This window comes from Neobacillus sp. C211, from assembly GCF_051842875.1.
Lineage (GTDB): Bacteria > Bacillota > Bacilli > Bacillales > Cytobacillaceae > Neobacillus.
The window spans coordinates 144078-163153 of record NZ_JBPXRO010000011.1 but is presented as its reverse complement, the minus strand read 5'-3'; the positions used below and the strand labels follow the sequence as shown (position 1 = coordinate 163153).

Annotated in this window: 18 protein-coding genes and 2 riboswitches; all 18 genes read right to left on the bottom strand. The window is 39.7% G+C overall.

Annotation, left to right across the window (positions count from 1 at the left end):
* Positions 1 to 99 precede the first annotated feature (99 nt).
* The 18 genes from ACSU6B_RS12765 to ACSU6B_RS12680 all read right to left on the bottom strand — a co-directional run bounded on the left by ACSU6B_RS12765 (position 100) and on the right by ACSU6B_RS12680 (position 19075).
* A complete protein-coding gene (locus ACSU6B_RS12765) occupies positions 100 to 267 on the bottom strand; it encodes a hypothetical protein (RefSeq protein WP_410885687.1) in 168 nt (55 codons plus the stop codon).
* Between the two features lie 148 nt (positions 268 to 415).
* Positions 416 to 1285, bottom strand: coding sequence for a formyltetrahydrofolate deformylase (gene purU, locus ACSU6B_RS12760; RefSeq protein WP_410885685.1), 870 nt, complete (start codon positions 1283 to 1285; stop codon positions 416 to 418).
* Between the two features lie 39 nt (positions 1286 to 1324).
* Positions 1325 to 2725: a dihydrolipoyl dehydrogenase gene (gene lpdA / locus ACSU6B_RS12755; protein ID WP_410885683.1), complete on the bottom strand. Its 1401-nt coding sequence runs from the start codon at positions 2723 to 2725 to the stop codon at positions 1325 to 1327.
* A gap of 113 nt (positions 2726 to 2838) precedes the next feature.
* The gene (locus tag ACSU6B_RS12750; protein WP_410885681.1) at positions 2839 to 3144 is read right to left on the bottom strand and encodes an iron-sulfur cluster biosynthesis family protein; all 306 of its coding nucleotides are present in this window, start codon (positions 3142 to 3144) and stop codon (positions 2839 to 2841) included.
* A 36-nt stretch (positions 3145 to 3180) separates the two neighbouring features.
* Positions 3181 to 4059 carry a lipoyl synthase gene (lipA, locus tag ACSU6B_RS12745; protein WP_215004547.1) on the bottom strand — a complete coding sequence of 293 codons (879 nt, stop codon included), beginning with the start codon at positions 4057 to 4059 and terminating at the stop codon, positions 3181 to 3183.
* 123 nt (positions 4060 to 4182) lie between these two features.
* On the bottom strand, positions 4183 to 5667 hold the full coding sequence (gene gcvPB, locus ACSU6B_RS12740) for an aminomethyl-transferring glycine dehydrogenase subunit GcvPB (protein WP_215004549.1): 1485 nt from the start codon (positions 5665 to 5667) through the stop codon (positions 4183 to 4185).
* Positions 5660 to 7012 carry an aminomethyl-transferring glycine dehydrogenase subunit GcvPA gene (gene gcvPA, locus ACSU6B_RS12735; protein WP_410885678.1) on the bottom strand — a complete coding sequence of 451 codons (1353 nt, stop codon included), beginning with the start codon at positions 7010 to 7012 and terminating at the stop codon, positions 5660 to 5662. Before gcvPA ends, gcvPB begins: the two co-directional genes overlap by 8 nt.
* Position 7013: 1 nt before the next feature.
* Entirely contained in the window at positions 7014 to 7409 is a 396-nt protein-coding gene (gene gcvH, locus ACSU6B_RS12730; RefSeq protein ID WP_088088213.1) for a glycine cleavage system protein GcvH, read from the bottom strand.
* A gap of 125 nt (positions 7410 to 7534) precedes the next feature.
* Positions 7535 to 8647, bottom strand: coding sequence for a glycine cleavage system aminomethyltransferase GcvT (gene gcvT / locus ACSU6B_RS12725; RefSeq protein ID WP_410885676.1), 1113 nt, complete (start codon positions 8645 to 8647; stop codon positions 7535 to 7537).
* A 15-nt stretch (positions 8648 to 8662) separates the two neighbouring features.
* The gene (gene sdaAA / locus ACSU6B_RS12720) at positions 8663 to 9544 is read right to left on the bottom strand and encodes an L-serine ammonia-lyase, iron-sulfur-dependent, subunit alpha (protein ID WP_098934092.1); all 882 of its coding nucleotides are present in this window, start codon (positions 9542 to 9544) and stop codon (positions 8663 to 8665) included.
* On the bottom strand, positions 9544 to 10056 hold the full coding sequence (locus ACSU6B_RS12715; protein ID WP_410885674.1) for a serine dehydratase beta chain: 513 nt from the start codon (positions 10054 to 10056) through the stop codon (positions 9544 to 9546). The genes sdaAA and ACSU6B_RS12715 overlap by 1 nt, the downstream gene beginning before the upstream one ends.
* A gap of 15 nt (positions 10057 to 10071) precedes the next feature.
* Complete coding sequence (glyA, locus tag ACSU6B_RS12710) at positions 10072 to 11322, bottom strand: serine hydroxymethyltransferase (RefSeq protein WP_215004559.1); 1251 nt, start codon at positions 11320 to 11322, stop codon at positions 10072 to 10074.
* A 241-nt stretch (positions 11323 to 11563) separates the two neighbouring features.
* Positions 11564 to 11666: riboswitch (glycine riboswitch) on the bottom strand.
* Positions 11667 to 11778: 112 nt separating this feature from the next.
* Entirely contained in the window at positions 11779 to 13167 is a 1389-nt protein-coding gene (locus tag ACSU6B_RS12705; RefSeq protein ID WP_215004561.1) for an amino acid permease, read from the bottom strand.
* A 354-nt stretch (positions 13168 to 13521) separates the two neighbouring features.
* A riboswitch (glycine riboswitch) is annotated at positions 13522 to 13621 on the bottom strand.
* Between the two features lie 148 nt (positions 13622 to 13769).
* Positions 13770 to 13973 (bottom strand): hypothetical protein, encoded by a 204-nt coding sequence (locus ACSU6B_RS12700; protein ID WP_410885671.1) that lies wholly within the window; start codon positions 13971 to 13973, stop codon positions 13770 to 13772.
* Positions 13974 to 13999: 26 nt separating this feature from the next.
* Positions 14000 to 14767 (bottom strand): response regulator transcription factor, encoded by a 768-nt coding sequence (locus tag ACSU6B_RS12695; protein WP_215004563.1) that lies wholly within the window; start codon positions 14765 to 14767, stop codon positions 14000 to 14002.
* Positions 14764 to 16602, bottom strand: coding sequence for a sensor histidine kinase (locus tag ACSU6B_RS12690; protein ID WP_410885669.1), 1839 nt, complete (start codon positions 16600 to 16602; stop codon positions 14764 to 14766). The genes ACSU6B_RS12695 and ACSU6B_RS12690 overlap by 4 nt, the downstream gene beginning before the upstream one ends.
* A gap of 98 nt (positions 16603 to 16700) precedes the next feature.
* Positions 16701 to 17726 carry a TRAP transporter substrate-binding protein gene (locus tag ACSU6B_RS12685; RefSeq protein WP_410885667.1) on the bottom strand — a complete coding sequence of 342 codons (1026 nt, stop codon included), beginning with the start codon at positions 17724 to 17726 and terminating at the stop codon, positions 16701 to 16703.
* Between the two features lie 53 nt (positions 17727 to 17779).
* Positions 17780 to 19075, bottom strand: a complete 1296-nt coding sequence (locus ACSU6B_RS12680; RefSeq protein ID WP_168244361.1) for a TRAP transporter large permease — start codon at positions 19073 to 19075, stop codon at positions 17780 to 17782.
* Position 19076 lies beyond the last annotated feature (1 nt).

The window sequence follows — 19076 nt, the reverse complement described above, 5'->3', positions numbered from 1 at the left end:
AAGAATAAAAAATTGCCGAGAAAAATACCCTTTCTCGACAATCTGAAAACGCTCAATTTGAGCGTTTTTTCATTTGCAAATTTGATTGAAGGTTAGCCTTTATGACCACTTCACTAGTGAATTAAGTAATATACCCACGGCAAAAAGCAGCAGCATGATATGTGTGTAGGTTAACGTACGCTTTCGTTTATTTTGAAGAAAAATCAAAATCCAAAGAATAGCTAAAACGATATGAATAAAGTCCAGTAAATGTTCATCTCCTGCCATTAGCATCATCTCCTAGGATCTTCGTTTACATGTGTTTCCGAAAATCCCCCGATATCCCCTCATCCTTATCTTTTGAGCCATTTTTAGGCTCCTATCTTCCGATTCCAAATGACCATTTAAACAGGGGCAACCACCTTATGAAACCCACTCATGCAAATACAATCGTTTTATTTCCATGAACAAGTACTTTATCTTCAACATGCCAGGAAACGGCTTCGGCGAGAACTCTTTTTTCCACATGACGTCCCGCAGTCTTTAAATCCGCTACTGTATAGCGATGATTAATACGCTGAACATCTTGTTCAATAATTGGTCCTTCATCAAGATCATTTGTTACATAATGGGCAGTTGCTCCTATTAACTTCACCCCTCGGTTAAACGCTCTTACATAAGGATTTGCCCCAACAAAAGCCGGTAAGAATGAGTGATGGATGTTTATGATTTGTTTAGGATAATGCGAAATGAAATTAGGAGAAAGAATTTGCATATACCTGGCCAGAACAATAAAATCTACTTTCCCTTTCAATAGTTCAAGTGCTTTCTGTTCGGCATCTCCTTTCGTTTCTTGAGACAGCGGGATATGATAAAAAGGGATGCCATAACCCTCAACCAATTCTTTTAAATCAGTATGATTACTGATCACCATAGGGATATCCACAGGAATTTCATTAGATTTCCACCGCCATAAAAGCTCACTTAGACAGTGGTCCGCTTTGGAAACAAAGATGGCCATTCGCTTTCTTCTTTCATTACTGCTCAATTGCCAATCCAAAGCATAATCTTGCGCCATCACATGTAGATCTTTTTCAAGTTTTTCAAATGTAGAATCAAATTCTTCCAAATCAAACTCGATCCGCATAAAGAAAATTCCTGCTTGGGGATCCGTTGTATGTTGGTCAAAATGTACAATATTCGCTTTGTGTTCTAATAAAAAATTCGTTACCGTCGAGATGATCCCCGGCTTTTCCGGACAAGAAATTAATAATTTTGCACGGTTCAGCTTTACCTTTGTGTTCATTTCTCTTCCACCATCCTTAGGATTATGATTGATGTTATTTTATGCATGAATTGCCTTTCCATCTACGGCAAGGGCAGCTTCACCAATTGCTTCAGCTAATGTCGGGTGGGGATGGATTGTATGAGCAATATCCATGGCTGTTGCGTTTAATACACGAGCGAGGCCAATTTCTGTAATCATATCCGTTACATGAGGACCTACCATATGGGCTCCTAACAGCTTATTCGTTCCTTCTTCAACAACCAGTTTGACAAAACCATCTGATTCACCAAAAACCAATGCCTTTCCGATTGCACGGAATGAAAATTTACCAGTTTTTACTTGATACCCTTTTCCCTTTGCTTCTCCTTCTGTGAGCCCAACACTTGCTACTTCTGGGCTGCTGTATACACATTTTGAAACAAGAGTCGAATCAAGTGGTGCAGGGTTTTCTCCTGCCATATGCTCAATCGCGATGATTCCTTCATGTGAGGCAACATGGGCAAGCTGAAGGCCGCCAATCACATCACCTATAGCGTATATGTTTGGTTCATTCGTTTGATAAAACTCATTTGTTTTAATAAAATCTCGATCCAGATCAATGGTAGTTTTTTCAAGCCCAATGCCTTCCGTATTTGGTAATCGCCCTACGGAAACTAAAAGCTTATCAGCAGAAAATGGCGTTTCTTTTCCTTTATGCTCTGCTTTAATCGAAACACCCTCACCTTTTTCAAGTGTCTCAGGCAGCACCTTTGCACTAGTGACGATTTTCACACCTTTTTTCTTCATTAAACGCTGGATTTCCTTTGATACATCTTGATCTTCTGTTGGTAATATACGGTCGGCATATTCAAGTACGGTTACTTGTAATCCGAAGTCCACGAGCATCGATGCCCATTCGATTCCAATCACTCCGCCGCCAACAATGATAATCGATTTTGGAAGCGTCTCCATTTTCAAGGCTTCATCCGATGTCATCACATACCTTTCATCTACTTCAAGACCATGGAGTGTTCTTGGACGAGAGCCTGTTGCAATCAAAATATTCCGGGGGCTTAAAATGATTTCCTCTTCTTGGTTATTCAATTCCACTAGAACATCTTTTGACTGCAAAATACTACCTTTCCCATCATAAACATCGATCTTTCCTTTTTTCATTAAATGCTGGACACCTTTAAATAGCTGGGCCGTAATTTCTTCTTTCCGAGCCTGTACTTTTGAGAAATCAAGTCCAACTTCTGAGGCAATAACACCATACTTGCCTACGTTTTTTGTTTGAGCGTACACTTCTGCGCTTCTTAATAAGGCCTTACTCGGGATACAACCAGCATGAAGGCATGTTCCACCTAATTTTCCTTTTTCAATGACCGCCACTTTTAAACCTAATTGAGAGGCGCGAATGGCTGCAACGTACCCGCCTGTTCCACCGCCGATAATAACAACATCATATTCTTTTGTCATCTTCGTGACTCCTTTAATAAAAATATGTAATTATATCTATAGGAAAACTTGGTTTAATATTTTCATAAATAGCTATTAGCTCCATTCAGTAATAGACATCAACCATTTTCCAATTAATCGAATTCAATTGCACATGCACTAGAGGCAAAGCTTTCGCCAACTAGAAAACCTTGTTCGTCTCTATAATCAATTTGTGTTTCTTCATCTAAATAGCGTTTTGTAAAACGATCCAACCGAATCTGAATCCCATCCGTCTCAATGCATAAATCATTTCGCCGTGGTCCATCAAAAACAATTGAAAACTTAACAGTCATCCCGCATCCGCCAGCGACCTCGGCGTCAATCCGAGGAGTTTGCTCTCTTTTGACCGACATTTCCTTAAGCTTGTTCATTGCTGCTTCTGTCATTTTTATCATCATAGGACTTCCCGCCCCTTATTCGCCTATTTTAATTGATTACGCATTCGCTTTTGCTGCATTAACCTGTTCGTCTGCATGATAAGAGGAGCGTACGAGCGGACCTGCTTCGCAGTGACTAAAGCCTTTTGACATGGCAATGTTCTTTAGATCTTCAAATTCTTGTGGACTCCAGTATTTTTGGACTTTAAGATGATGTTTGGTTGGCTGCAAATATTGACCGATTGTCATAATATCTACATTGTTTGCACGAAGATCGTCCATTGTTTCTATAATTTCTTCTTTTGTCTCTCCTAGACCAATCATAATGCTTGATTTTGTTGGAATAGTAGCATTCATTTCTTTTGCTCGGCTCAAAAACTCAAGGGAACGTTCGTAAGTTGCCCGTGAACGAATTCTAGGTGATAAACGTTTCACTGTCTCAATATTGTGATTTAAAATGTCTGGCCTGGCATCCATTAATGTTTTTAAGTTGTCATATTCACCCTTCATATCGGACGGGAGAACTTCAATGCTGCAAAATGGATTGCGGCGTCTTACTGCCCGTACTGTTTCTGCAAAAACCCCAGCTCCACCATCTTTTAAATCATCACGAGCAACAGCGGTAATCACTACATGCTTTAGTCTCATTTTTTCCACTGACTCTGCAACACGCTCTGGCTCATCCCAATCCAACTCTGTCGGAAGCCCTGTTTGAACCGCACAGAAACGGCATGCACGGGTGCATATACTTCCTAAAATCATAAAGGTTGCGGTTTTGCGTTCCGCCCAGCATTCATGAATGTTTGGACATTTCGCTTCTTCGCAGACCGTATGTAGCTTTTTTTCACGCATCATTTTTTTTAAGCCAGTATACTCTTCATTCGTATTTAATTTTATTTTTAGCCATTCTGGTTTGCGAACATGATCAATTGACATCTCTTCCACTCCTATGAACAGTCATGAAGTTTTCGGTTTATTTTAAACCACCAAGAATGACATAGTGAGAAAATTTATTTTCTCTTTATCTTCATTCTCAGTGGTTCATGTTTACTAATTCGTTTAAGACATTACGGTTTCTCTTTTTACTGCTTCTTCTTTTGTATAACGTAAGATTGGTGTTCTAGCTGCCTGTACTTCATCCAAGCGGCCAATAACCGTAGTATGTGGTGCGTCTAATACGACACCTGGATTTTCTTCCACTTCTTTTGCAATTTGAATCATGACATCTGCAAAAGCATCTAGTGTTTCTTTTGACTCTGTTTCTGTCGGTTCAATCATCAAACATTCCTCCACATTTAGCGGGAAGTAGATGGTAGGTGGATGGTAGCCAAAATCAAGCAGCCGTTTGGCCATATCAAGTGTTCTTACACCAAGTTTTTTCTGTCTTGATCCAGATAACACAAATTCATGCTTACAAATTTGTGAATACGGTGCTTCAAAATACGGCTCGAGTTTTTTGCGCAGATAATTCGCATGTAGTACTGCACTTTCCGACACTTGACGTAACCCTTCAGGTCCCATTGTGCGAATATAGGTGTACGCACGTAATAGAATACCGAAGTTTCCATAGTATCCCTTAACTCGACCGATAGATAACGGTTGGTTAGAATCTAGCACATATACCTCATTCACTTTCTCAACACGCGGTACTGGTAAAAACGGAATCAGTTTCTCTTTCACACCGACTGGACCTGCACCTGGGCCGCCGCCCCCATGAGGTGTAGTAAATGTTTTATGAAGATTTAAGTGCACGATGTCAAAGCCCATTTGACCCGGAGTAGATTTCCCTAAGATGGCATTCGCATTAGCTCCATCATAGTATAATAAGCCGCCTGCTTCGTGAACAACCTTGGCGATTTCTACAATTTCTTTTTCAAACAGGCCGAGAGTATTTGGATTTGTTAGCATCAGTGCTGCTGTATTATCATTTACATGCTTCTTTAATTCTTCTAAATCGACTAACCCATGCTCATTGGATGGAATCGTTATCGTTTCAAAACCGGCAACCGATGCACTTGCAGGGTTTGTTCCGTGTGCAGAGTCTGGTACAAGGACTTTCGTTCTTACCTCTCCTTTTTGCTTATGGTAGGCTTTGACCATCATTAACCCTGTCCATTCACCTTGAGCTCCTGCTGAAGGCTGTAAAGTCACTGCATCCATTCCTGTGATGACAGCTAACTCTTCCTGTAATTCATATAAGACCTCTAGTGCGCCTTGTACTGTTTCTATTGGCTGGTATGGATGAATGCGGCTAAACCCTTCCAAACGTGCTACATCTTCATTAATTTTCGGATTGTACTTCATCGTACAAGAACCAAGTGGATAGAAGCCATTATCAATCCCATGGTTTTTATTCGAAAGCGCTGTGTAATGGCGAACAAGCTGCAACTCTGATACTTCCGGGAGTTCTGCTGGCAGGTCACGAATCAAATGCTTGGGAAGTTTATCATTTAGATCAACAGTATCAACGTCACTTTCCGGAAGGCTTGATCCAACACGTCCTTGACGACTGATTTCAAAAATTAGGTCATTATATTCAACCATTTACAACTGCCTCCAATACCTCGATAAATTGGTCAATCTCTTCTTTTGTCCTCTGCTCTGTTACTGCTAGCAGCATTTGATTTTCTAAACCGTAATCCGTTCCTAAATCAAACCCACCGATGATACCTGCCTCAAGAAGTTTGGCATTGACTTCCTTTACCGGACGAGGAAGCTTAACAACAAATTCATTAAAGAATGGCGCTTTATTCATAATGGTAAAGCCTTTTTTATTTAGAGATTTTGCCATGTAATCGGCTTTTTCAAAGTTTAATTGGGCCATATGACGAATTCCTTGCTTTCCAAGTGCACTCATGCAAACCGCAGAAGCAAGTGCATTTAATGCTTGGTTTGAACAAATATTGGATGATGCTTTATCACGGCGAATATGTTGTTCGCGTGCTTGCAGGGTTAATACAAATCCGCGTTGTCCTTTTTCATCTTTCGTTTGCCCGACAATTCGTCCTGGGATTTTTCGCATGAATTTCTTACTTACCGTAAAATAACCGCAATGTGGGCCGCCGAAGGACATCGGGATTCCTAATGGCTGCATATCCCCAATCACAATGTCTGCTCCAAGTTTACCAGGAGCCTGCAAGAGTGCCAGTGCCAATGGATTGGCGCTTACAATTAAAATCGCTCCTTTTGTATCCGCGATATTCTTAATTTCTGCTAGATCCTCAATGGAACCGAAAAAGTTTGGGTATTGAACAATAACAGCAGCAGTGTTTTTATCAATTTGTCCTTGCAGCTTCACTAAGCTTGTCTCATCATCAGTAAGATTGACGTCTTCAACTATATAACCTTGGCCATCTGCTACCGTATTTAAAATGGCACGTGATTCAGGATGAACTGCCTTTGACACAAGTACTTTGGAACGTCGTGTTGATGCAACAGCAAGTGATGCAGCTTCCGCAAGAGATGTAAAACCATCGTACATCGAAGAATTGGCCACATCCATTCCCGTCAGTTCACAAACCATGGTTTGGAATTCAAAAATCGCCTGTAATTCACCTTGGCTGATTTCCGGTTGGTATGGTGTATAGGCTGTGTAAAATTCGGACCGTGAAATCATATGATTGACCACACTTGGAATATAGTGATCATAAGTTCCTGCACCAAGAAAGGTTGGGTAATGATTAGCATTTTTATTTTTGGAAGCCAGTTGATTCATTTTTTTCAAAAGAAGCGGCTCAGGCACTGCCGCTGGAATAGGCAGCTCACCGTTTAGTTGAATTTCAGCTGGAATATCTTCAAATAACTCATCTATCGAAGAAATATTTAAAAAAGCGAGCATTTCCTCTTGATCTTGTTTCGTATCAGGGAGGTATCGATAAGTGGAAGTCATTTTATTCCTCTCCTTCATTAATAAATGCTTGGTACGCATCTTCATTTAAAAGTGATTCCAATTCTTCAGGATTGGACATTTCCACTTCCACTAACCAACCTGCTTCAAATGGATGTTCGTTAATCGTCTCCGGAGCATCTCCTAACTCTTCGTTTACAGTAACAACCGTACCTGATACAGGAGAGTATAGGTCAGAAACTGCTTTTACTGATTCGATGGTCCCCATTGATTCATTCGCTTTTACTTCATCATCCACTTCTAAGGTTTCAACAAAGACAATATCTCCTAATTGCTTTTGTGCAAAATCAGAGATTCCAATACGTACTCGATTTCCGTCTAATTGTAATACCCACTCATGTTCTTTGCTATATAGTAAAGTTGCTGTCGCTTTAGTCATTGTTTCTCTTCCTTCCGATTGTAAATTCAAGTTTGATCATTCAGGTCTTGATTTCAAGTAAGTTTACGTACAGTCGGCCTTCCGATCATCTTTATGCAAGTTAACCAGAGAACTCTATCACTCTATTAACCCTTTTTATAGAACGGTGTTTTAACAACAACCGCCTCAATCTGCTTATTACGGATGACCACTTTTAATGGTGTTCCCACTTCTGCATGTTCTGCGGATATTAGTGCAAGGCCTATGCTTTTCTTTAAAGATGGTGATTGGGTTCCTGATGTAACAACACCAATTGCCTCTCCACCTTCTGAAACTACTTGATAACCGTGGCGTGGAATCCCCCGGCCTGTTACCTCAATTCCTACTAATTTTCTTTTTAATCCGGCTTCTTTTTGTGCTGAAAGTGCGGATTTACCGATAAAATCACTTTCTTTTTTCGTTTTTACGGCAAAGCCGATTCCAGCTTCAAGGGGACTAATATCACTTAATAGCTCTTGACCATAGAGTGCAAGACGTGCTTCTAAACGAAGCGTGTCACGTGCACCGAGGCCACATGGTTTTAAGCCATCATCACTTCCTACTTCTAAAAGCTTTACCCAAAGTGCTTCGACTTGTGCAGCATCTAAATAAAGCTCAAAACCATCTTCTCCTGTATAACCTGTCCGAGATACGAGCACATCTGTAATCCCGTCCAGGTTGACATGTTGAGCAAATTTAAATGGGCCAATTTCTGATAGATCTGCTTCCGTTAACTTTTGTAAAATGCCTTCAGCCTTTGGACCTTGGATGGCAAGCTGTGCAATGTCATTCGAAATATTTTGGAGCGTCACATCTCCTTTTACATGCTGCTTCATCCATTCATAATCTTTCTCAATGTTTGAGGCATTAATGACGAGTAAATATTTTTCATCTGCTAATTTGTACACTAATAAATCATCGACTGTTCCGCCGTCTGGATAGCACATTGCTGTATATTGTGCTTGATCGATACTAAGCTTTGTTACATCGTTAGTAACAAGGTAGTTAATATAACTCTCTGCATCTTTGCCTTCAACAAGCACTTCACCCATATGTGAGACATCAAAAAGACCTGCTTTTGTTCGAACAACCTCATGCTCATCTAAAATGCTGGAAAATTGTACTGGCAATGCCCAGCCTCCAAAATCAATGACCTTCGCACCTGAGTTTCCATAAATTCCAAAAAGTGGTGTTTGCTTTAATGCTATTTCTGTCCCCATTGATAGACCCCCTACTTATGATTTCCTACAAAATAGTCGTTCCTTCACCTGTTTACCTGTTTCTGTCGTTGCTAAACCTCCAAGCGCTGTTTCCCGAAGTGTCCGAGGCATATCTTTTCCAACCCTATACATCGCTTCAATTACTTCATCACACGGAATGCGACTTTCAATCCCAGCAAGAGACATATCAGCCGCTGAAAATGCGATAGAGGTTCCAATCACATTTCGCTTTATGCAAGGCACCTCAACAAGACCTGCGACTGGATCACAAACTAAACCCAAGAGTGACTTCATGGCAATGGCCGTCGCATTCACTGCTTGCTGTGGCGTGCCCCCTTTTAACTCAACGATTGTTCCTGCGGCCATGGCTGTTGCAGACCCTACCTCTGCTTGGCAGCCTCCAGCTGCCCCAGAAATGAATGAACGATTTGCAATGACAAACCCGAGCATACTTGCTGTGAACAACCCCATGACTAAATCTTTATAGGGTGTGCCATCATTTTTATGAAGCGAAAACAATACACCAGGCAAAATACCGGCTGCCCCAGCAGTTGGCGTGGCTACAATAACCCCCATCCGTGCATTGCTTTCAGAAGTTGCCAATGAAAAGCTCATTGCATTGCTTACATAACTACCCGACAGAGATTTACCTTGATGTACGTAATCATACATTTTCACGGCATCCCCGCCAGAAATTCCACTCGGTGCGGTTGAGGCATCTTTTATACCGCTATCAACGGCTTCTTTCATTTTGATCAATCGCTCTTCCATCATGCTTATTATGGTTTCTTGGTCTCTTCCTGATTTTTCTGTTTCCATCATCAACATGATTTCACCAATGGTTTTTTGTTCTCTTTCACAAGCTTCAATCAGCTCTTTCATGGACTGTATCTTCATTAAATTGCCTCCATAAGTACTTTCCCTCTTGGTTGATAAGAACTAGCAAGGACTGTAAAGTCATCGCCTGCACTTAAACGAATATCTACCATCTTCTCGTTAATCATAAAGATTTTTGATAAGCCTCCACCAAGTGATGCACCGCCAACCTTTACAACACGATCTTCGAGTTTCACTGTCACGATTGTTGTATTTGGGTGGTCATAGTAGTCACAGATATCTTCAAATTCGAAATGGTACTGCATGCCAGCCTCTTTTGCCCACTCCAATGAATGTTTAATGCGTGTATCATCGGTATCCATCCCAAGCAATCCGCCAAGAAGTGCTTTATCTGTTCCATGTCCTTGATAAGTTTCAGCAAAGGAATCATAAAATACAATCTTGACCTCTTGTGGACAATCTCCTAACAGTTCATAAATAAATTTCCCGATAGATACGACACCTGCTGTATGAGAACTCGACGGTCCCACCATAATCGGGCCAATAATGTCAAAACAACTCTGAAATTCCATCCTCATACCCCTTTCTTATACTGTGACTGCCTGTTGAAATAACGGATAGACTCCACAAATTGCTTTGGTTGTTTCTTTTGCTTTCTCAAGAACGACTTTGTCCCCTTTGCTCTTCAAAACAGCTGCGATAACTTGCCCGATTTTCACCATATCATCCTGTTTCATACCCCGTGTCGTTAAAGCCGCTGTTCCCATGCGAATACCGCTCGTAACAAACGGCTTTTCTGGATCAAATGGAATCGTATTTTTATTTACAGTAATGCCCGCTTCTTCTAATAATTTTTCTGCTTCTTTTCCAGTTAAATTCCACGGACGTAAATCTAAAAGGACGATATGATTATCCGTTCCACCAGAAACAAGGGCTGCACCTTCATTTTTTAATGTTTTGCCTAGTGTGTCGGCATTTAGAATGATTTGTTTTGCATATTCCTTAAAGCTTGGCTGCAATGCTTCATTGAATGCAACCGCCTTAGCTGCAATAATATGCATTAGCGGGCCGCCTTGAATCCCTGGGAACACCGATTTATTAATGGCTTTTATCATATCTTCATCATTTGTTAAAATTATGCCGCCACGCGGTCCTCTCAACGTTTTATGCGTAGTGCTCGTTACAACATCTGCGTATGGAACCGGCGATGGATGAAGACCAGCTGCAACAAGTCCCGCAATATGCGCCATATCTACCATGAATTTTGCGCCAACTTGATCAGCAATTTGTCTAAACCGTGCAAAATCAATCGTTCTAGTGTAAGCACTTGTACCTGCAATGATCAATTTCGGTTTTTCTTTATTCGCGATCGCTTCCAGTTCATCATAATCAATCAATTGAGTATCTTCTCTCACACCATAGGACACTACCTCAAACCATTTTCCTGAAACACTAACAGGACTTCCGTGCGTTAAGTGCCCGCCATGAGAGAGGTTCATCCCCATCACTTTATCACCAGGTTGAAGCAGTGCGAAAAATACAGCAAAATTTGCTTGTGCACCTGAGTGAGGCTGAACATTGGCATATTTAGCACCAAACAGCTGTGTTAGGCGGTCAATCGCTATTTGTTCTGCCACATCGACAAATTCACATCCGCCATAGTAACGCTTCCCTGGATAGCCTTCTGCATATTTGTTCGTCATCACACTTCCCATTGCTTCTAAAACATCTTGGCTTACGAAGTTTTCAGATGCGATCAACTCCAATGTTTGATGCTGACGATGCTGCTCTTTCCTAATTGCTTCAAAAATAGTTGAATCATTTTGTTGTAAACTCAAACCGTTTCCCCCTTGATTCGTTGTATTAGCTACCTCTATCAGTGTTTAACCTCGGATTTTATCTGTTTATTCCAAGATAGAATCTGAAGCGAAACCATACTTTTTTGCACGCAAAAAAGGACAGAAAAGGGTAGCACATGGCTTACTTCTACCCTTCTCTGTCCTTTTACCTGAGAGTTTAAGTTCGATTAAGAACCTTCCCCTTTGGTGGCAAATACTTTATCTGCGCTCTCCAGAGTTGCGTCCAATTGTGGTTCCATCTACCTGAGAGATTTGTTCCAAGGGTCTTTTTGGAACTTGCTCCTTCGGTGGCGTGTAAACTTGCACTCTCCCACAACCATCTTCCGCTTATTTATTTTTATTATTTTCAGAATAATAGTAAATGGAATCTAAGTCAAGCTTTTTTGAAAGCGGAAACATTATTTATTAATAAAAGTTATTTTCTTGGGTTGCAACTTAATTTTCTGCTACTTGTTGTTGATTCTCCTGATCCGCATAATCCGCCTTCTTTATCAACATCTTATAAATTGCAATCAGCATGATAAACCAGACAGGTGTTACGAACAAGGCAACACGAGTGTCTTCCGCAAGTGCAAGGACGACAAGCACGAACGCAAGGAAGGCAAGGATTAAGTAATTGGAAAATGGATAAAGCGGTAATTTAAATTTGTTCGCTTTCGCTAGATCTGGTCTGGTTTTGCGGTATTTCAAATGACTGACGACAGTAATACCCCAAATAAAGATGAAACATACTGTTGAAATACTTGTAATCAACGTAAATACTCCTTCTGGCATTACATAGTTCAAAACAACGGCAATTAAAATAACAACAGTGGAAAAGAACAATGCATTGGAAGGTACCTGACGTGACGTAAGTTTTGCAAATGGTACAGGTGCATTTTTATCTCTGGCAAGTGAGTATACCATCCGGCTTGTACTGAAAATGGCGCTGTTACATGCCGATGCTGCAGATGTTAGAACGACAAAATTGACGATACCAGCAGCTGCAGCGATACCAACCGCCACGAATACTTGAACGAATGGGCTTTTTGCTGGATTGATGGCGTTCCAAGGATAAATACTCATAATGACAATAAGGGCGCCAATGTAGAAAATTAATACCCGAATAGGAATATTATTGATTGCTTTTGGGATAACTTTTTCCGGGTCTTCTGTTTCACCAGCAGTAAGTCCTACAAGTTCAATGCCAACAAACGCAAACACCACCATCTGGAATGAGAGGATAAAGCCATTTATGCCATTTGGGAACATGCCGCCGTGGCTCCATAGATTTGTGAAACTGGATGCTCCTGAATTTGTGGAAAATCCCTTAATAATCATGAAAATTCCGACAACAATTAATGCAAGAATCGCAATAACTTTAATTAATGCGAACCAGAATTCCATTTCGCCAAAAAGCTTTACGGTTGCAAGGTTCATAATTAGCAAAACGACTAGTGCAATTAATCCTGGCATCCATTGTGGTACACTTGGAAACCAAAACTGAGTATAGAGACCAACTGCTGTTAAATCGGCCATTGCAATTGAAATCCAGCAAAACCAGTAGGTCCAGCCAGTAATAAATGCTGCCATATTACCTAAATAGTCTCTAACAAAGTCAACAAAAGAATGATATTTCAAATTGGATAAAAGTAGTTCTCCAAGTGCACGCATGATTAAAAAGCAAATGACACCTGTAATCAAGTAAGCAAATAAAATCGATGGACCTGCTAAATGAATAGATCTACCTGCTCCAAGAAATAATCCTGTTCCGATAGCCCCGCCAATAGCGATAAGTTGAACGTGCCTGTTTTTTAAACCTCTCGACAATGTTTGTTCCTGCATATGAATTCCCTCTTTCTACTTTTTGAGAATGTTTGCAAATTTTTGATGACTTTAAATAATCAAGTAATATGTAAAATCAATAATTGCAAATTGATCCCTATGAAAATTTAATATTTATTTAGTCAATTCGGCATAAATAAGCGCTTACATTTTTCAGAAAAATAAATATTCAACAGGTCAATCATGATGCGCCTCACCAATTATTAGTTTTGTCTTTACCTCCTCCTTTTTATGTTTATTACTATTTTTCTCCACAAAAAAAAGGACAGAGAAAAATAGGCGTTCCCCATTTTCCTCTGTCCTTTTACCTGAGAGTATAACTCCTTTGGTGGCACATGGCGCTCTCCAGAGACGCGTCCTATTGTGGTCCTTTTACCTGAGAGATTGAGCCCAATTTTTGGGACTTGCTCCTTCGGTGCTAAACAATGCGTTTAGTCTCTCCCACAATACTCATCCGCAATTATGAATATAATTTAATCCTAATCTATCGAAAGCATGATGTCAAATGAATTTTCTGAATTTAATTATTATTATAATTTTTTAGAAATATAGAGGGCATTGCTAACAGACTACTATTTAAATCATTCGTGTGCTTTTAACTCTTATTTATATGTTAATCCAAAGTCAAATCCGTAAGAATCCCCATTTTTATTTTTATAGACATAGGAAGGCTTATCTACATACCCTGGAATATCTCCAACCTCGTTATCTACCGCTTCTTTGTTTGCAGGTATCTTTAGACCAAATACGACCGCAAAATTGATATAAATTAAACGCAAACTTAAATCAATAAAAAAAGAAGCCAAAAACTAGATTCTTGGCTCGTCGACCTTTATGGAGTTTTTTCCGGTACCTTTACAAGCGCTGATTTTCGAAACTCTGATGGTGAAAAGCCTGTAATTCTCTTAAAGTTGTTACTAAAATAGGCTAAATCCGAGTATCCCACTCTCTCAGCAATCTCGGCTAATCGTAAGGTTGTATTCAGTAACAAACGTTTGCTTTCCTCAATTCGCAGCTCGGTAATAAAATCGACGAACTTTTTGTTCAGCTGTTGTTTAAATAATTGGCTAAGATAACTAGGATTCATATGGACAGACTCTGCCGCATCCTTCAGTGTAATTTGGTCTAATGGTGTTTTCTCTAAATACTGCAAAACCTTTTCAATCGTTGAGGAAGGAAGATTTTCATCCCCATTTATTGGAGTATTCCTTTTTGTCTCTTCTTTTGATTTCATTTCTAGCCACTTTTCAAGACACCCTTTTAACTCGGCTTCCTCTACTGGTTTTAGAAGGTAATCGGTTACACCGGTTCGAATGGCTTGTTGAACAAATTGAAACTCGTCATGAACACTGATTACAATGACATCCTGTTTCTTCTTCAAATGACTCAATTCTTTTACTAACGAAAGCCCGTCCATTATCGGCATTCGAATATCCGTTAACACTAGATCTGCATCATTATGCTTAATCCAGTCGAGTGCTTCTAACCCGTTTTCACATTCGTGGACCACTTGCAAAGGAAGCTTCAACTTGTTTATCGTCCACTTTAGAGCTGTTCGAACCCATCTCTCATCATCAACCAACAAGATATTTTTCTTCATACTCTCTCCTCCTCCACATGATGATCTAGTATGGGTAAATGGATTAATACCTCAGTCCCTGAACCCTGTTCACTATGAATGGTTATTCCATACTCAGGTCCAAACAAATAATGAATTCTTTGATGAACATTTACGATTCCTATATTTTTCCCATCACTAGTAGACGTTTTTAAGTCCATTCTTTTCTTGATTTCTTCTAAAATATGATCCTTTATTCCTTCACCAGTATCGGAAATGCGAATAACAATGGAAGACTCAGAATGACGGAAAGCTGATATCACAATTTGTAATTTTCTAGTATTAGGACCATAACCATGAACAAAACAATTCTCAACCAATGGCTGGAGTGAAAATTTTACCATTTCTAGTTCCATTACCCATTGAGGAATATCAAACATGTACTCAAAACGGTCCTCAAAGCGAAACTTTTGAATCTGCAGATACATTTCACAAAAATTCACTTCTTCTCTAAAACTCACGATAGATGAATGATTATTAAGATTATACCGAAGTAGTTTTCCAAGTGAGAAAGACATGGTTGCAATATTTTCCTGATTTTCTTCCAATGCCATACCCCTTATAGTTTCAAGAGAATTGTATAAAAAGTGGGGATTCATTTGTGATTGCAGCATTTTTAATTCCACTTCTTTTTGTTTAAGTGACATTTCTGCTTCCCTTAACTTAGAGACGTATACTTCTTCAAGTATGTTGGATAGTTTCTCAACTGTATTATTAAAACCAGCAGTCAATTGTCCGATTTCATCTTTAGAATCCACTCGAACTCTGCCATCTAATTTTCCAATTTCAACTTCCTTCATAAAATGTTGCAGACGACGGATGGGCCGAATGATGCTTGTGGCGAATCCGAACCCGATCAAATAGGCAATGATCAAAGAGACAAGAATGGTTAAGGATATGGCTTTTTCAATTTGAACGATCCCCCCCGCCAAATCTCGGTATGGGACTGCCGATAGAAACCTCCAGCCGAGGTTTCGAGAGAAAGTATAGGTAACAAAATCTCTCCGTTCATTTTCTAAAATTTCCGTGCTGTTTCCTTCTGTTTTCAGGTTTGAAAGTTGTTTGAATTCAACCCTTTTCCCGAGCTTTGAGTAGTCAGGATGGTAAATATAATGCCCGTTCGCATCTAAAATGGAAAAATAGCCATTTTTACTGATGGTTACCTTGTTAGAGATTTCTTCAATTCTTCTGAAATTGATATCAATAATAAGCATGCCTACAGGTAAGAGAGTCTGGGGATTATATAGTCTCCTGACGAGTGAAATGACAGGCTGTTCCTTATTTTCTAATTTTAACTTTCTCATAACTAACATACTCATCCCATTAAGTGGGACAGACGAATACCAATATTCCTCTTTCATTTTCGTAGCAGGATAGAAATTTCTATTTCCAAGAGTATCAATTACCTGATTGTTATTAAGTAGTATAGTGATATTAGTTATATCTGCTCTTGAGTATTCTGCTTCTTTAAGGGTGTTACGAGTTGGTTCAATAAATTGATCTCTATTTTCTGACGTTTTCAATTTCAAAAGGCTCGATAATTCAGGAGAGTTGATAATTTTTAGACTGGTAATCTCAAAATCTTGTAAATAATATTCGATATGTGACTCTACTTGATCAATTACTTGGCTGCTCGATTGTCTAAGTACATTTTCAAGTTCAACCGATGAACGATTGTATGAAATAACTCCAACTGAAATGACTGGAAAAATAACCAGAAAACTGGAGAAAACACAGAGCTTAATCATCAGTGATTGATTTTTTAAGAGGATGTATCGTTCAAGGAATTCTGCGATTTTTCTCCACCACTTCATCATTGTTGTTATTCATTCCTATCTATTAGTGATTTTTTAAACAGAAAAGACCTAGCTGATAAATGGATATATTTACCAGCTAGGTTTACTGCCTCTATCGATTATGGTCGTGCTTTTTCAATGGCATCCATTACCTCTTTATAATCAGTTGAATATTTATCAACCATGGATTTAACAGCGTCTTTCCAAGGTGTAATATCATCAACCTCAGTGAAGGTAACTCCTGCCTCTTTAAGTTTCTTAGTAGAACGCTCTTCCCACTTATCCCATTCATCTCTTTGAGCTTGAACGGAATCAAGTGCTGCTTGTTTCACAATTTTTTGGTCTTTTTCTGAAAGCTTATCCCATGCTGCTTTACTAATAAGCAGGACTTCTGGGATCCGTTGATGATGGTCTAAAATAAAGTTTTTCGCTTCTTGATAATGGTTTGAAGAGTCTAAGCTTGGAATGTTATTTTCTGCGCCGTCAATGATCCCTGTTTGCAGTGCACTGAATACTTCGCCATATGGCATTGGTGTCGCACTTGCCCCAAGAGCTGCCATGAAATCAATATTGATTTTACTCTGCTGCACACGGATTTTTTGCCCTTTTAAGTCCTTTACACCTTTTAGTGGTTTAGTAGAATAAAAACTACGTGACCCAGAATCATAATAAGCAAGCCCTTTCATTTTTGACTGCTCTAAACCATCTAACAATTTTGTACCCATTTCACCGTTAAGAAAATTCCATAAGTGTTCTTCACTTTCGAATACATATGGAAGTCCCAGTGCAGTGAACTGATCATTGAACTCAGCAAGCGGACTGGAATTGATTCTTGTGAACTCAATGGCTCCAAGCTGAACCTGTTCCAATACGGATTTTTCATCCCCTAATTGGGCAGATGGAAATACCTCAATTTTAATTCGGCCATTTGTTCTTTCATCAACCAATTCGGCAAACTTTTTGTCTCCAACAACAGTTGGATAATCTGGCGGCTGATTATCTGCCAACCGGAACGTATATTTAGGTTCCTCAGCTTTCGAACCCCCATCTTTTGTACCCGTCGTTGCTTCTTTCCCACAAGCAGCCAGGATGCTCCCCATTAAAAGCGTTGCTGCAAGAATTCCTGTAATCTTTTTTTTCTTCATTCTTGTAACCCTCCCTTAAAAAATTTATTATTTTATTTTCACCTTTCCTTCGGTTACTTGACTAACATATTAGGAAGCCACAGTACTACCTCAGGAATATAGGTAATAACCAACAGAACAACTAGTAAAGCGTAGAAAAATGGCATCATTGCTTTTGTCCCTTGTTGTATCGAGACCTTTCCTATCGCACATCCGACGAACAAAACGGTTCCTACCGGCGGCGTTAATAGGCCAATCCCAGCATTTAAAATCAGGACAATTCCGAAGTGCACCGGATCCATTCCAAAGCTGGTTACAACTGGAAGGAGAATAGGTGTCATAATTAAAATCATTGGCGCCATGTCCATTGGTGCTCCAAGGAGAAGCAACAAAATATTAATAATCAATAGAATAATAATAGGGTTATCAGAAATACTTAAAAATAAGTTCGTTACCATTGAAGGAATTTTCAGGTAAGCTAATATCCATCCAAACGAGGCTGATGCTGCTATTAAGAAAAATACCATCGAAACAGTTCTCATCGTCCGAGTTAATATTTTCCATACATTAGAAAATTTTGCTTCCCTATAGACAACAAACGCTAGAATAAAAGAATACAAACAAGCTAATGCCCCAGATTCCGTTGCAGTAAACCAGCCACTCATAATCCCCCCCAAAATAATTACTGCTGGGCTCAAGGATAAAAGTCCATGTAGAAGGATCCCGCCAATTTCTGACTTTGGAACAGGGTCCGCTTTTTGGTAGCCTCGTTTTCTAGCAATAATGTAACCCGTGATCATTAAGGAAATTAACATAATAAATCCAGGAACAATCCCAGCCATAAATAAACTGGCGATGGAAACACCACCTGCTGCTAAGGAGTACAAAACAAGATTATGACTCGGCGGAACAACTACACCTTGAATGGCCGATGCAATCGTTACTCCCACTGCATAGTCTGCTTCGTATCCCTTCTTTTTCATCATCGGAATCATAACAGACCCAACGGAAGAAACGTCGGCGACGGCAGAACCTGAGATATTTCCAAAGAACAATGCAGCTACACTGTTAACCATGGCGAGCCCACCGCGTATTCTACCAACCATTAAACTTGCCAGATTCACAATTCGAGTCGCAAGGCCGCCTTCACTCATAATTTGTCCGGTCAAAATAAAGAACGGAATCGCAAGTAAAGAAAAGGAATTCATCCCTTGAATCATTTGCTGGCCCACTACCGGAAGAGGTATACCTAGATAGATAACCGTCAGTAATGACGAGGCAATCAACGTAAGGGCAATGGGAAAACGAAGTAAGATTAAAATAACAAAGCTTGAAAGTAAGATAATGATCCCAATTGTGTTGCTGTCCAAG

What these genes read in the sequence shown, in the direction of transcription:
- lpdA (WP_410885683.1), bottom strand. Translation starts at nt 2,725, where the DNA reads ATGACAAAAGAATATGATGTTGTTATTATCGGCGGTGGAACAGGCGGG.
- ACSU6B_RS12705 (WP_215004561.1), bottom strand. Translation starts at nt 13,167, where the DNA reads ATGCAGGAACAAACATTGTCGAGAGGTTTAAAAAACAGGCACGTTCAA.
- ACSU6B_RS12690 (WP_410885669.1), bottom strand. Translation starts at nt 16,602, where the DNA reads ATGATGAAGTGGTGGAGAAAAATCGCAGAATTCCTTGAACGATACATC.
- gcvH (WP_088088213.1), bottom strand. Translation starts at nt 7,409, where the DNA reads ATGACTAAAGCGACAGCAACTTTACTATATAGCAAAGAACATGAGTGG.
- ACSU6B_RS12695 (WP_215004563.1), bottom strand. Translation starts at nt 14,767, where the DNA reads ATGAAGAAAAATATCTTGTTGGTTGATGATGAGAGATGGGTTCGAACA.
- gcvT (WP_410885676.1), bottom strand. Translation starts at nt 8,647, where the DNA reads ATGGGGACAGAAATAGCATTAAAGCAAACACCACTTTTTGGAATTTAT.
- ACSU6B_RS12750 (WP_410885681.1), bottom strand. Translation starts at nt 3,144, where the DNA reads ATGATGATAAAAATGACAGAAGCAGCAATGAACAAGCTTAAGGAAATG.
- gcvPB (WP_215004549.1), bottom strand. Translation starts at nt 5,667, where the DNA reads ATGGTTGAATATAATGACCTAATTTTTGAAATCAGTCGTCAAGGACGT.
- sdaAA (WP_098934092.1), bottom strand. Translation starts at nt 9,544, where the DNA reads ATGAAGATACAGTCCATGAAAGAGCTGATTGAAGCTTGTGAAAGAGAA.
- ACSU6B_RS12715 (WP_410885674.1), bottom strand. Translation starts at nt 10,056, where the DNA reads ATGGAATTTCAGAGTTGTTTTGACATTATTGGCCCGATTATGGTGGGA.
- purU (WP_410885685.1), bottom strand. Translation starts at nt 1,285, where the DNA reads ATGAACACAAAGGTAAAGCTGAACCGTGCAAAATTATTAATTTCTTGT.
- ACSU6B_RS12685 (WP_410885667.1), bottom strand. Translation starts at nt 17,726, where the DNA reads ATGAAGAAAAAAAAGATTACAGGAATTCTTGCAGCAACGCTTTTAATG.
- lipA (WP_215004547.1), bottom strand. Translation starts at nt 4,059, where the DNA reads ATGTCAATTGATCATGTTCGCAAACCAGAATGGCTAAAAATAAAATTA.
- ACSU6B_RS12765 (WP_410885687.1), bottom strand. Translation starts at nt 267, where the DNA reads ATGGCAGGAGATGAACATTTACTGGACTTTATTCATATCGTTTTAGCT.
- gcvPA (WP_410885678.1), bottom strand. Translation starts at nt 7,012, where the DNA reads ATGACTTCCACTTATCGATACCTCCCTGATACGAAACAAGATCAAGAG.